The sequence below is a fragment of the Streptomyces triticagri genome (genome assembly GCF_003429565.1).
GTDB lineage: Bacteria > Actinomycetota > Actinomycetes > Streptomycetales > Streptomycetaceae > Streptomyces > Streptomyces triticagri.
Genome location: NZ_QUAK01000201.1, coordinates 1 through 13,425 on the forward strand (window position 1 = coordinate 1; position 13,425 = coordinate 13,425).

Sequence of the window (13,425 nt, forward strand, 5' to 3'; positions counted from 1 at the left end):
CGCGGGCGCCCGGGCGGCCGCGGCGGCGCGTGTGCGCGAGGAGCCGGCGGCCGGTGAGCGGCCGGCGTTGCCGGGGCCGAGGGGCGCGGAGGGTGCGGGCCGCCCTGTTCCGTACGGCCCCGATCGCGGGGTCCCGTACGGGCAGGATGCCGGACTTCCGTACGGCGAGGAAGCCGGACTCCCTTACGAGGAAGCCGGACCGCCTTACGAGGAGGCAGGACTCCCTCACGGCGGACGAGGAGCCGACCACGCGGGCGACGGCCGTAACGGAGTCGAGGGGCCGGGTGAGGCGGGGCGGACGGGATTACTCGGCCCGGGCGAGGCGGGGTCGGGAGCGGAAAGCCCGGGTGAGGCAAGGGCCGGCGAGGTCGGACCGCCCGGCCGGATAGTCGATCCGTACGGAGTGGGCGGGCGGCCGTCCGGCTCCGGTGCGCGGGCCCCGGAGCCGTCCCTTCGCCCGCGGCATCTCTCCGAGCGTGGCGGCACGGGCGCCCTGGAGCCTGCGCCCGGCCGGCAGGATGAGGCCGCGCACGGTGACGACCCGGGCGCGGGCGAGCTCTCCGGTCCGCGCGAGGCACACCGATTCTGGGAATCCGGCGGTGAGTTCGGGCAGGTGCCGGCCGCCCGGGAGGACGGGGGAGCGGCCTCGGAGGGCGCGCCCGCACCGGCGGCCGGCGCCGGACAGCCCGCCGTACCCGAGGCCGAGGCCGCGCGGCCCGCGCCGACCGGAGCCCGGTGGGACGACCTGGTGGCGGGTGGTGGGCCGCGGCGTAAGGGACCCGCGACTCCGCTGGACGCGGAGCGGGCGCGGCAGGCCCGGATGACGGTGGTCGGCGCGGTGACCGAGCGCTGGTCGCCGGAGCAGGCCGGACCGGTGCACGAGAACTGGCAGTTGGCGCCGCCCGTCGGCCCGGCCACCGACCTCTGGGCGCTCGGCGCCCTGCTCTTCCGGGCGGTGCAGGGGCATGCGCCGTATCCCGAGGACAGCACCTATGAACTGGTGCAGCTGGTGTGCGCGGAGCCGCCCGCCTTCGCCGAGGAGTGCGGGCCGCTGCGGCCGGTGGTGGAGTCGCTGCTGCGCCAGGACCCCACGGAGCGGCCGGACTTCGAGGAGCTGCGGGGCTGGCTGCGCTCGCTGATCCGCTCCGCGCCGGAGCCGGAGGCCGGCGAGGACGTGGTGCCGGTGCTCCCGCACGAGGCCGGCAAGCTGCCGGTCGTACGCCGCCGCGGCGAGCTGGTGCGCAGGCGCAAGGGCGAGGGCGGACGCCACGGGCGGCACAAGAGGGGCAAGCCGCCGAAGGAGCCGCGCGCCCGGCGGGAGGTGCCGGTGCGGCGGGACGACCTGCCCGAGCATGCGCCGAAGCCGCCGCGCGAGCCGCGCCGCGGTGGTCCGCGCAGACTCGGGCGGATGCTGCTCGCGCTCGTCCTGCTCGGGCTCGCGGGCGCCGTCGCGTACGCCGTGCTGTTCATGCCCAAGGCCGATTCGCGCAGCGGTGACGACGCCCAGGGCGCCGGATCCAGTGAGTCGGCCCCGGCGGAGACCCCGTCGGAGAACGAACCACCGCCCGCCTCCTCCGACCCCGAGGAGCCGGAGAAGTCGGAGCAGCCGGGGGAGACGGGCAAGGGGAAGCCGGGTTCGCAGGCGCCGGATCCGGGGACGACGAGCCCCGACCTGCCGAAGGGGTTCAGCCTGCAGAAGGACCCGGCGGGATTCCAGGTGGCGGTGGCGAAGGGCTGGGACCGCCAGGGCAAGAACGGCCGGGGCCAAGTCACCTACAGCAAGGGTGGATTCGAGCTGCTGCTTGTGCCCGGCCGGGACAGCACCGACAGCCATGGCAGCGATCCGATGGAGTATCAGCGGGAGAAGGAGCGGGAGTTGCAGCCGTTCCGGGACTCCTCCTGGTCCACCTCGACGGGCATGCGCCGAATAGACGTCGGCGACCGGAAGATGGCCGAGGGCCAGTTCACCTGGCAGGACGCGGACGGCGACGAGGTCTATGTGCGGAATCTGGCGATGGTCGTGGACGGCCGCTACCACGTGGTGATGGTCAAGGGCCCCGAGTCCGAGCGGGACGAGATCTCGCGTTTCTACGAGCAGGCGTCGGCCACGTACCAGCCCGGCAAGTAGGCCGGGAGGCCGCTCCCGCACCGGGACGGAGCAGATCGTTCCCGTGCGGCATGATGAGGGCATGGCGAGTGAAGGGGGAAGCAGCCGGGTGATCGCGGGCCGCTACCGGCTGCTTGCGCGGCTCGGCAGGGGCGGCATGGGAGTCGTCTGGCGGGCCTCCGACGAGGTCCTCGGCCGTGAGGTGGCGGTCAAGGAACTGCGTCTGGACGAGACGCTTTCCGCGGACGAGGGCCGCCAGTTGCGGGAGCGGATGCTGCGTGAGGCGCGCATCGTCGCGGGGGTCCGGCATCCGCACGTGATCGTGGTGCACGACGTCGTGGTCGAGGACGAGCAGCCGTACATCGTCATGGAAGTGGTCGACGGCGGTTCGCTCGCGGACAGGCTCGCCACCCAGGGACCGGTGTCCGCGCCGGAGGCGGCGCGGCTGTGCCTGGCGCTGCTCGGCGCCCTGCGTGCGGCGCATGCGCGCGGTGTCCTGCACCGCGACATCAAGCCGGGCAATGTGCTGCTCGAGGCGGGCACCGATCGCGCCGTCCTCACCGACTTCGGCATCGCCCAGGTCGCGGGCGCCACGACGCTCACGGAGTACGGCTCCTTCGTCGGCTCGCCGGAGTACACGGCGCCGGAGCGGATGGCGGGCGGGCAGACCGGGCCGGAGTCCGACCTCTGGTCGCTCGGGGTGCTGCTGTGCGCGGCGGTGACGGGCGAGTCGCCGTTCCACCGGGATTCGCTCGGCGGTGTGCTGCATGCGGTGGTGATGGACGAGATCCGTCCGCCGGCCGCGGTGGGTCCGTTGCTCCCCGCGGTGCGCGGTCTCCTCGAGCGGTCGCCGGAGCGCCGTATCGACGCGGTCGAGGCGGAGCGGCTGCTGCGTACCTACGTCTCCACGGGGACGATGCCGCAGGTGCCTGCCGGGTACACGCCGACGCATGCGGATGTGCGCGTCACGGAGCGGGCCGCGATGCCCACCGCGGTGCCGGGATTCCCGGCGGATGCGACGCCCGCGTCTGTGGCGTCCGGGGCGCCCGTGCCGATCGGGCCCGACAAGCCGACCGGTCCGGGCGGCCGGCGGTCGCGCACCTCGGCCCTGGTGGCCGGTGCGCTGGTCGTCGCGGTCGCCGGCGCCGGAGCGGGCCTCGCCGCGCTCCTCCTGGACCGCGGCGACGGACGCGACGATCTGCCGCCCGTCAGTTCGGCACCGGAGTCGACCGATTCGACCCAGGACTCGGATCCACCCGCGGGGCCGAGCGGCGGTACGAGCCCGGGGCCGACGGTGAGCGTCACGGAACCGGGGGAAGGCGGAGGCCCGAAGGCCCCGGACGGCTATCGCATCGCGAAGGACGCCGAGGGGTACTCGCTCGCCGTGCCGCGCGGCTTTGTGCGCGAGCGCCAGACGCCGCGGGTGTTCTATCTGTCGCCGGACGGAACGATCCGGATCGGGATCAAGTCGGCGAAGCCGGAGAAGGGCGGGCCGGTGGCCGCGATGCGCCGCCAGGCCGCCGACGGCCCGGACAACAACCCCGGTTACCGGGACGGCCGGGTCACCGAGACGACGCACAACGGCCGGACCGCGGCGCTCTGGGAGTTCACCTGGGACGGCTTCACCAAGGCGGAGGGCGAGCGGCACACCTTCGATCTGAGCTGGGAGGAGGGCGGCAGGATGTACGACGTGTGGGTGTCCGCACCGGTCGCGAGGAAGGACCAGGCCAAACGTCACTTCGACACGGCGCTCGACACCTTCCGGGTACGGAACGGGCAGTAGGGCCCGGCGGACCGGAGTCGTCACGGGAGGGGAATCTCCACGGACTCCCGCCGCCCGCTCGGCAAATGGTGCACAAACACAAGAAACGAGGCGCCCCTCGTCACGGCTCGGTGACCGACGCCTACGCGAGGTGGAATTCGCGACACCGCACGCGATAGGGATGGACGTATGAGCAACGACGGGGGAACTCCCTACGGTCCGGACGACCCGACCAGCTTCGGCCTGCGCCCGCCGCACCCGCACGGTCAGGGCGGGGTGCCCGGGGCAGGCCCGTACACCCCGGCACAGGCGCAGTCCGGGCAGGGCCAGGACCCGCGGCACGCCAACCAGGGCCAGGTCCCCGGCCAGGACCCGCAGGTCCCGAACCAGGGCCAGGGCGGTCAGGGGTACGGGTACCCGGGCGGTGGCAGTGACGGGGGCAGCGGCCCCAGGCAGCCGGGCACGCCGGGTCAGAACCCGTACGCGTACGACCCGACGCAGGCCTACCCGACGCCGGGCGGGCCGCAGCAGCCGGGCACGCCTCCGCCGGCCCCGCAGCCGCCGGGCGGCCCGCAGTCGCCCGCCGTCCCCACCCAGGTCTCCGCGCACGAGCCGCCGGACCCGGGCGCGGGACGGCTGATCGCGGGGCGGTACCGGCTGCTCTCCAAGCTCGGCCACGGCGGCATGGGCACCGTGTGGCGGGCCAAGGACGAGACGGTGGACCGCGAGGTCGCGGTCAAGGAGCCGCGCGTACCGGACCATCTGCCGGAGCGGGAGCGGTCCAACGCCTTCGAGCGGATGCGCCGCGAGGCACGCGCCGCCGCCCGGCTCGACCACCCGGCCGTGGTCAACGTGCACGACGTGGCGGTCGAGGACGGACAGCCGTGGATCGTCATGGAGTTCGTCAAGGGCCGTTCGCTCGGGGCGGCTCTGCAGGAGGGCACGCTCGGCGCCCGTGAGGCGGCCCGGATCGGACTCGAGGTGCTCGACGCCCTCGACGCCGCGCACCAGGCGGGCATCCTGCACCGCGACGTGAAGCCCGACAACGTCATGCTCGGCACCCACGACCGCGTGGTCCTCACCGACTTCGGCATCGCCCAGATCGAGGGCGAGACGAATCTGACGGACACTGGCGGCTTCGTCGGATCGCCCGAGTTCATCGCGCCCGAGCGGGTCCTCGGCCAGCGTCCGGGGCCGGCCTCCGACCTCTGGTCGCTGGGCGTCGTCCTGTACGCCGCGACCGAGGGCGTCTCGCCGTTCCGCCGCAACAACACCCCGGCGACCCTGCAGTCCGTGCTCAACGCGACGCCGGCGGCGCCTGCTTCGGCGAAGGGCCCGCTGGCCGAGGTGATCAACGGTCTGCTCCAGAAGGAGCCGAGCCGCCGCCCGTCCGCCGCGCGGGTCCGCCAGCTCCTGAAGGACGCCGCCGCGCCGCCGAAGGAGACCCAGGTGGTGCGGGTCGCGGCACCCGGCGGCAAGGGGATCTCGCTGAGCCGCAAGGGGTGGATCGGGGTGGGGGCCGTGGTGGTCGCCGCCGTGGTGGCGACGGTCCTGGTCGTGGTGAACCCGTTCGCGGGGCCGCTGCCCGACGACTGGAAAGAGAAGGAAGAGAAGGATCTGCGGGTCACCACCGCGTACCCCAAGGACTACCAGCGCTGGGTGCCCAAGGACCCCGAGACGGACGGCGTCTACGTCCGTTACACGGACCGGAGCGGCGTGCTCGAACTCCGCCTCGATCTGATGGTCGAGGACGAGGACGACGTCACGGACAAGATCAAGGGCTCGGCGGCCTCCCAGGCGTACGCGGAGGCCGATGAGATCGAGAACGGTTCCACGACGGCCTGGAACATGGCCGAGAAGCCCGCACCCAAGGTCAAGACGGACGACAAGGCGACCCACCAGGACAAGAGGGCCGCCATCAACACGATCACCTACGCGGACGACGGGGCGGACACCGAGAACCCGCTGCCCAAGGAAGTCAAGATCATGTACTTCCTGACCAAGGACGGTGACCTGTACCGCTACTCGGCCTCGTACCCGGGCAAGGGCGACTTCACCGAGCGCGGACGCGAGGTCGCCAAGACGGCCTTCGAGAACCTGAAGATCAAGAACCCCTGACCGGACATGAGCCCGTCGGGTGAAGAGGCCGGGCGCACGCCGCCCGGGGACAGACGCATAGGCGGCCGCTACCGGTTGACCGGACGCATCGGTTCCGGGGGGATGGGGACGGTCTGGCGCGCGGTCGACGAACTGGTCGGCCGAGAGTGCGCGGTCAAGGAGCCCCAGCTCCGCGGCGACCCGCAGGACCCCGCGTACCAGCGGGTGTACGAGCGGCTGCGGCGCGAGGCGCGGGCCGCCGCGCGCGTGGACCACCCGTCCGCGGTGGCCATCCACGACGTGGTGACCGAGGACGGACTGCCGTGGATCGTCATGGAGTTGGTCCGCGGCGAGTCCCTGCAGGACGTCCTCGACCGCGGTCCGCTCTCCGTGCGCGAGGCGGCCCGGATCGGCCTCGCGGTCGTCGGAGCCCTGGACGCGGCGCACACCAAGGGGATCGTGCACCGCGACGTGAAACCGGCGAACGTGCTGCTCGGCGCGCACGACCGGGTCGTCCTCACCGACTTCGGCATCGCCCAGGTGCGGGGCGAGGAGAACCTCACCATGAGCGGTGAGTTCGTCGGCTCGCTCGAGTACATCGCGCCCGAGCGGATGTCCGGCCGCACCTCCGGGCCCGAGTCCGACCTCTGGTCGCTCGGGGTGCTGCTCTACGCCTCCGTGTCCGGGGTGTCGCCGTTCCGCCGGCCGTCGGTGGAGTCCACGCTCACCGCGATCCTGACGTACGACCCTCCGGAGCTGGACGGGGTCGGGGAGCTCGCGCCGCTGGTGGCGCGGCTGTTGGCCAAGGATCCGGGGGAGCGGCCCCCGGCCGACGAGGTGATACGGACCCTGCGGGACCTGCGCCGGACGGGCGGCACCGCCACCGGCACACGGCCGCGCACGGGCACCCGCCCGCGCACCACGAAGCCGGCACCACCCCCGTCGCCACCCACCCCGGACGGCGTCACCGAGCCGCTGCGTCAACGCCCCACGCCCACCCGGAAGTTCCCCGTCGGGACGAGCCGCGCGCTCGGACTGCCCCGCAGCCGGGCCGCGCTCGCCGGCGTGGTCCTCGCCGTCGGCGCACTCGGCACCGGCGGCTGGTTTCTGTTCGGCCCGGACGGCGAGGGCGGTGACGGAGACGGCGGCGGCGCCGTGGTGGTCGCCCGCAGCAAGGGCTGGACCACCTACCGCGAGCTGGACCTCGCGGCGCACGTCTCCGTACCCGAGTCGTACACGGACATCGAGCGCAAGGGGACCCGGGCCGTCTACCGCGACCCGGACGTCAAGGACGTGTGGCTGACCGTGACCCGGTACCGGCACGGGTCCACCGCCGGTGTCTGGGCGGCCGACGAGGCGGCCGAGATGGAGCGCAAGCGCCCGGGCCTCGAGACGCAGATGTCCGATGTGGAGATCGACGGTGCCGCTCAGCAGGACGGCGCGGTGGAGGTCTCCGCCGACCACCCCTACAGCGATTCGAGCGACGCGGTCAGCCGCAGATATCTCTACGTCGTCACCGAGGGCGGGGACCACTACAAGGTGGTCGTCGCGATGCCCGACACGAAGGAGGGCCGGCAGCGCGGCGGGTCCCTGTTCACCGAAGTGAAGTACCGCCTGAACGTCGGGTGAGGCCGCGGCCCTACTTCGGGCAGAACTTCTCGAGGTGTCCCTCCTCGCCATGACAAGCCCCTGATCAGGCCCTTTGCTGCCAGCGATCGCTGGCATGATGTGTGCAGGCGGTGAAAGCTCGTTACCGCCGGGTACCCAAACCTGCGAGGGGCCCGTAACCTCACCGGCATGACGGACTCGCAGGCCCCCTCCACCGCGGGCACCACCACCGGCACGAACCCCATCGCCCCGGCACCCGCGGGTGTCCGTACGGCCGACGACGTGGTCACGCCCGAGCTGGTCGCCCAGCTCACCCGCGATGTCGTCGGCTCCGGCCGTACCGCCAACCACTCGCCGCTGACCGGCGGCAAGCTGGCCGATCTGCCCGAGTCGACGCCCGAGGACGTGACGACCGCCTTCGAGCGCGCCCGCGAGGCGCAGCGGCTGTGGGCCGCGGTGCCCGTGCGAGGGCGCGCCGCGGTACTGCTCCGCTTCCACGACCTGGTCCTGGAGCGCCAGGCCGAGGTCCTCGACCTCATCCAGCTGGAGACGGGCAAGGCCCGCCTGCACGCGCACGAGGAGGTCCAGGCGGTCGCCGTCGCCGCCCGGCACTACGGCCGCAAGGCATCCGCGTATCTGCGGGCCAAGCGGCACACCGGCGCGGTGCCGACCCTCACCAAGGTCACCGAACTGCGCCAACCGCGCGGAGTGGTCGGCCAGATCGCCCCCTGGAACTACCCGCTCGAGCTTTCCGTCGGCGACGCCCTGCCCGCCTTCGTGGCCGGCAACGCGGTCGTGATGAAGCCCGACACGGAGACCTGCCTGACCGCCCTGTGGGCCCGCGACCTGCTGATCGAAGCGGGACTTCCGGCCGAGGCCTTCCAGGTGGTGCTCGGTGACGGGCCGGTGGTCGGGCCGGAGATCGTCCGGCACGCCGACTACGTCTCCTTCACCGGCTCGACCCGTACCGGCCGCGAGGTCGCGCAGGGCGCCGCCGCCCGGCTCGTCGGAGTGTCACTCGAGCTCGGCGGCAAGAACGCGATGCTCGTCCTCGAGGACGCCGATGTGGAGAAGGCCGCCGCCGGCGCGGTGCGCGCCTGCTTCTCCTCGGCCGGCCAGCTGTGCATCTCGATCGAGCGGCTGTACGTCCACGAGTCGATCGCGGACGCGTTCGTCAGCCGGTTCGCGGCCCGTACGAAGGCCATGCGGCTCGGCACCTCGCTCGCGTACGGCGCGGACATGGGCTCGCTCGTCGGCGAGCGGCAGCTGGAGACGGTCACGCGGCACGTCGAGGAGGCCGTGGCCAAGGGCGCGAAGCTCGTCGCGGGCGGCGTCGCGCGGCCGGACATCGGACCGTACTTCTACGAGCCGACCATCCTGGACGGCGTGGAGGCGCCGATGGCCGTGTGCCAGGAGGAGACCTTCGGCCCGGTCGTCGCCGTCTACCGCTTCAGCGACGAGGACGAGGCGGTCGAGCTCGCCAACGCGACGCCGTACGGCCTGAATTCCTCGGTGTGGACCAAGGACGGCCGACGCGGCCGCGAGGTCGCCGCCCGGCTGCGCACCGGCACGGTCAATGTCAACGAGGGGTACGCCCCCGCCTACGGCAGCGTCCAGTCGCCGATGGGCGGCATGAAGGACTCCGGTCTCGGCCGGCGGCACGGCAGCGAGGGCATCCTCAAGTACACCGAGGCGCAGACCGTGGCGCAGCAGCGGCTGATGCCGATGGCGCCGTCGTTCGGCATGGACGACGCCAAGTACGCGGCCTTCATGAGCCGGAGCCTGCGGGCGATGAAGGCCTTCCGGCTGCGCTGATCCTGCGGTGATCAACGGCGGCGCCGGCCGGCCCGCCGCCCTGCCAAGCCCCCACGCTGACCTGCACGTTTTCTCGGAGGTATCGGTGTCACAGGACGAGTCTGCCCAGAACCGGGACGAGACCGGGCGCGACGGCGCTCCCGCATCGGCCGACGACGGCTACGACTACGACGTGCTCGTCGTCGGGTCCGGATTCGGCGGGTCCGTCTCGGCGCTCCGGCTGAGCGAAAAGGGCTACCGGGTCGGTGTGCTGGAGGCCGGCCGCCGCTTCACCCGGGAGAACCTGCCCCGCAACTCCTGGGACCTGAAGAACTATCTGTGGGCGCCCGCCCTCGGCCTCTTCGGCATCCAGCGCATCCACCTGCTCGGCAATGTCATGGTCCTGGCAGGCGCGGGCGTCGGCGGCGGCTCGCTCAACTACGCCAACACCCTCTACGTGCCGCCCGCGCCCTTCTTCAACGACCCGCAGTGGAAGGACATCACGGACTGGCAGGACGAGCTGGGCCCGTACTACGAGCAGGCCAAGCGCATGCTCGGGGTCCGCCTCAACCCGACCATGACGCCGTCCGACGTCCATCTCAAGGCGGCCGCACAGGCCATGGGAGTGGGCGACAGCTTCCACATGGCGCCGGTCGGCGTCTTCTTCGGTGACGGCCAGGACGCCACCGGTGACTCAACGGCCAAGCGCGGCGCGGAAGTTCCCGACCCGTACTTCGGCGGTGCGGGTCCCTCCCGGCGCGCCTGCACCGAATGCGGCGAGTGCATGACCGGCTGCCGGCACGGCGCCAAGAACACCCTGAACGAGAACTACCTGTATCTGGCCGAGCGGGCGGGCGCCGTCGTCCACCCGCTGACCTCGGTCGTCTCGATCACCGACGACGCGCGCGGCGGCTATGCGGTCGGCACGCTGCCCACCTACAGGAAGCGCAAGGGGCAGGGGCGTACGTTCCGCGCCCGCCGGGTCGTGCTCGCCGCCGGCACGTACGGGACGCAGACGCTGCTGCACCGGATGAAGGACGCGGGCCTGCTGCCCCGGCTCTCCGACCGGCTCGGCGACCTCACCCGCACCAACTCCGAGGCCCTGGTGGGCGCCCAGACCACCGACCGCCGCTACCGCAAGCGGCACGGGACGCCCAAGGCCGACTTCACCAAGGGCGTCGCCATCACCTCGTCGGTGCACCCGGACGCGGACACCCACATCGAGCCGGTGCGCTACGGCAAGGGCTCGAACGCGATGGGCGGCATGACCGTACTCCAAGTCCCCTTCAGCACCCACCGGGTGGCCGCCTGGCTGGCCAACTGCGCGCGGCATCCGCTGATGACGATGCGCTCGCTGTCCAACCGCCGCTGGTCCGAGCGCACCATCATCGGCCTGGTCATGCAGTCCCTGGACAACTCCCTGACGACGTACCGCAAGGCCAAGGGCCTCGGCAAGGGACTGCTCACGGCTCGGCAGGGCCACGGCGCACCGAACCCGAACCAGATCGAGGCGGCCACCCGCGCGGCCTCGCTGATCGCCGAGGAGATCAACGGCTTCCCGGGCAGCAACGTCGGTGAGCTGATGGGCACCCCGCTCACCGCCCACTTCCTCGGCGGCTGCCCGATCGGAGACTCCGCGGCGACCGGCGTGATCGACCCGTACCACCGGCTGTACGGGCACCCCGGTATCTCGGTCGTGGACGGCGCGGCCGTGACGGCGAACCTCGGCGTGAACCCGTCCCTGACGATCACCGCACAGGCGGAGCGCGCAATGTCGCTGTGGCCCAACAAGGGCGCGCAGGACCCGCGTCCGGAGCCGGGCGCGGCCTACGTACGGGTGGACCCGGTGGAGCCCGACGCCCCGGCCGTACCCGCCGACGCCTTCGGCGCGCTGAAGCTGCCGTTCCTCGGCATGCCTGCGGTGCCGCCGAAGCGGGGTGCGGTGCCGCCGAAGCGGGACGCGGGGCTGTCGAAGCGGGACGCGGAGCTGCCGGAGCCGGGCGCGAACGAGACGGCTGCGCCCGCGAGTTGACCAACGCTCGGAGTGTGTACGTGCGAAGGGACCTGCGCCCCCCTCCGAGCGCAGGTCCCTTCGCCGTTCCGGACCGCCGTTCAGGCGCCCCGGTCGCCGGAGCCGCGGCGGCGGACGGCGTAGACCACACCGGCGCCCGCGACGACGGCGATGCCGCCGATCAGGGCGACGGTCGGCAGCATCGAACTCGTGCCGGTAGAGGCCAGATCGCCGGTCACGGCGGTGACTTCGGTGCCGCTCGGCCGGTGGGAGGCCGGCTTCCGGTCGGTGGGCTTCCGGTCGGTCACCGGGACCTTGCCGCCTTCCTGCGGCTTGCTGCCCCCGGTCTCCGTACCGGGCGCGACGATCCGGAACCTGTACGCGACATCACCGAACCCGGCGCACTCGCCCGTATCGTCCAGATACACGCTGCCGCCGAGCGAGAAACCGGTGCCGGCCGGAGCGCCCGCCTTCACATTGAGGCGCATCGGGATGTCGATCGTGCGGCCGGGCTTCAACTCGTCGGTCCAGCCCACGAATCCGACCGCGTAGCCGTCCGTGCCGACGGTCTCCCAGGTCTTGCCGTCCGGGTCGTACGCCTGGACCTCGACCTGCTTGTTCTTGAAGACGTCCTCGCCGGCCTCGTCCGCCGACGCGCCCGCGAGGAAGAAGATCTCCCCGAGGGCCGTGTCCGAGGTGTTGGTGGCCGTCAGGCTGAACCGGTGCCAGCCGCTGCCCGCCGCGATCCTGCCGGGCAGGCCCTCGATGTCCATGTCGACCGTGGAGTCCGTGCACTCCTCGGGGCCGGTGGGCTCCTCGCTCGGCCGGCCGGACTCCGACTCGCTTGCGGTGGGCTCCGGTTCGGGGGTCGCCGTCGCGGTCTCGGTGGCCGTCGCCGACCCGTCGGGCTCGGGCTCCGGGCCGGCCGTCGGCGTGCTGCCGGCCGTCTCGCCCGGCGTCGGGGACGCGGTCGCTCCGGGGCTGCTGCCGGAGGCGGACGGCGTCGGCTCCGCGGCCGGGCTCTCCGTCGCGTACGCACTCGGCGCGGCCAGCAGCGCCGCAGGGGCCAGCACGGTCGATGCGGCCGCGACGGCGATCGCACGACGAAGGTTCATGAAGACCTCGGTGTGTCCGGCGTGCCCTGCGCAACCGCCCGGCACGGGTGGCGGCCTCCGCGGCGGGCCGCGGGTATGGCCGTAGATTCGCCTGCATGACCCGCGACACCGGTGAAGGGTTGTACGCGAACTCGCCTTTTCTTCATGTGGCTTGAATCACACCGTGCGGCGAGGTGGGGTGCGGGCGTCGGCCGGACAGCCGAAACGGCCGGTCCCGGGCGTCCCCGGAACCGGCCGTTGTGTGGTGACCGGGCTGCTGTCCCCTGCCGTCCGGTCACATTCTGGAGCGAGGTCCCACGACGTGCGGCGCGAGCCGCACCTCTCATCGCTCCAGCGGAGCCACGCGTGGATCTTGCGGGCCCGCCCCTGGCTGGCACGGACATCGGGACCAACGAAGCCCGCCGCGAGGCGGTCACGCGCCGTACGGGTGAGAGCGCACCCGAACTCAGGTCCGGGCACCGTCGCGGCCGGCCCGGGAGGTGCCGTACCGGAGATCCACAGCGTGCGCCGCGGACTCAGACCCGGCCGCGGCACAGCTCGAGGAGCGTCATGGCGAGCGAGGTGCCGGGCTTGCCGAGCGCATCGCTGTAGTGGCCGAGAATCTCCATCTCGCGGGACAGGTTCACCCGCCGGCCGCCCGAGGTGATCCTGGCCTCCTGGATCACCGACGAGACGGCCATGCGTTCCTGGATGAGGCCGATGATCCGGTCGTCGAGCGCGTCGATGCGTTCGCGGGCGCCGGTGATCAGGTCGGCGGCGTCCGGTGTACGGGCACCGGTGGTGTCCGGTGCGTCAGCGGTCGAGGGAGAGGTCGAGGGCATGGTCTTCGCGGTGGTGGTGACGGTCATGGCGGGGCTCCTTGGTGAAGGGGTGCCCCGGAGCGACGACCCGACCCGGGTGACACGACAGGCGCCCCGGGCCTTGTCGGCCC

Annotated in this window: 7 protein-coding genes and 1 pseudogene; 6 read left to right on the plus strand and 2 right to left on the minus strand. The window is 72.8% G+C overall.

Annotated elements, in window-relative coordinates; translation table 11 throughout:
- The 6 genes and pseudogenes from DY218_RS27720 to DY218_RS27745 form a co-directional block, all read left to right on the plus strand.
- A pseudogene (locus tag DY218_RS27720) lies at positions 1–2,128 on the plus strand (protein kinase); the annotation flags it as partial.
- A 61-nt stretch (positions 2,129–2,189) separates the two neighbouring features.
- Positions 2,190–3,890 (plus strand): serine/threonine-protein kinase, encoded by a 1,701-nt coding sequence (locus DY218_RS27725; protein WP_128558889.1) that lies wholly within the window; start codon positions 2,190–2,192, stop codon positions 3,888–3,890.
- A gap of 168 nt (positions 3,891–4,058) precedes the next feature.
- Positions 4,059–5,987, plus strand: coding sequence for a serine/threonine-protein kinase (locus DY218_RS27730; RefSeq protein WP_233521928.1), 1,929 nt, complete (start codon positions 4,059–4,061; stop codon positions 5,985–5,987).
- Between the two features lie 102 nt (positions 5,988–6,089).
- Complete coding sequence (locus DY218_RS27735) at positions 6,090–7,595, plus strand: serine/threonine-protein kinase (RefSeq protein WP_233521929.1); 1,506 nt, start codon at positions 6,090–6,092, stop codon at positions 7,593–7,595.
- Positions 7,596–7,763: 168 nt separating this feature from the next.
- Positions 7,764–9,389, plus strand: coding sequence for a succinic semialdehyde dehydrogenase (locus tag DY218_RS27740; protein ID WP_128558891.1), 1,626 nt, complete (start codon positions 7,764–7,766; stop codon positions 9,387–9,389).
- Between the two features lie 85 nt (positions 9,390–9,474).
- Positions 9,475–11,400 carry a GMC oxidoreductase gene (locus DY218_RS27745; RefSeq protein WP_128558892.1) on the plus strand — a complete coding sequence of 642 codons (1,926 nt, stop codon included), beginning with the start codon at positions 9,475–9,477 and terminating at the stop codon, positions 11,398–11,400.
- A gap of 80 nt (positions 11,401–11,480) precedes the next feature.
- On the opposite strand, the gene DY218_RS27750 is transcribed toward DY218_RS27745, so the two are convergent.
- Positions 11,481–12,494: a hypothetical protein gene (locus DY218_RS27750; protein ID WP_199566875.1), complete on the minus strand. Its 1,014-nt coding sequence runs from the start codon at positions 12,492–12,494 to the stop codon at positions 11,481–11,483.
- A 515-nt stretch (positions 12,495–13,009) separates the two neighbouring features.
- A complete protein-coding gene (locus DY218_RS27755) occupies positions 13,010–13,342 on the minus strand; it encodes a chorismate mutase (RefSeq protein WP_407703694.1) in 333 nt (110 codons plus the stop codon).
- Positions 13,343–13,425 lie beyond the last annotated feature (83 nt).

Coding starts and splice junctions, on each gene's coding strand:
- DY218_RS27725 (WP_128558889.1), top strand. CDS start 2,190: ATGGCGAGTGAAGGGGGAAGCAGCCGGGTGATCGCGGGCCGCTACCGG.
- DY218_RS27730 (WP_233521928.1), top strand. CDS start 4,059: ATGAGCAACGACGGGGGAACTCCCTACGGTCCGGACGACCCGACCAGC.
- DY218_RS27735 (WP_233521929.1), top strand. CDS start 6,090: ATGGGGACGGTCTGGCGCGCGGTCGACGAACTGGTCGGCCGAGAGTGC.
- DY218_RS27740 (WP_128558891.1), top strand. CDS start 7,764: ATGACGGACTCGCAGGCCCCCTCCACCGCGGGCACCACCACCGGCACG.
- DY218_RS27750 (WP_199566875.1), bottom strand. CDS start 12,494: ATGAACCTTCGTCGTGCGATCGCCGTCGCGGCCGCATCGACCGTGCTG.
- DY218_RS27755 (WP_407703694.1), bottom strand. CDS start 13,342: ATGACCGTCACCACCACCGCGAAGACCATGCCCTCGACCTCTCCCTCG.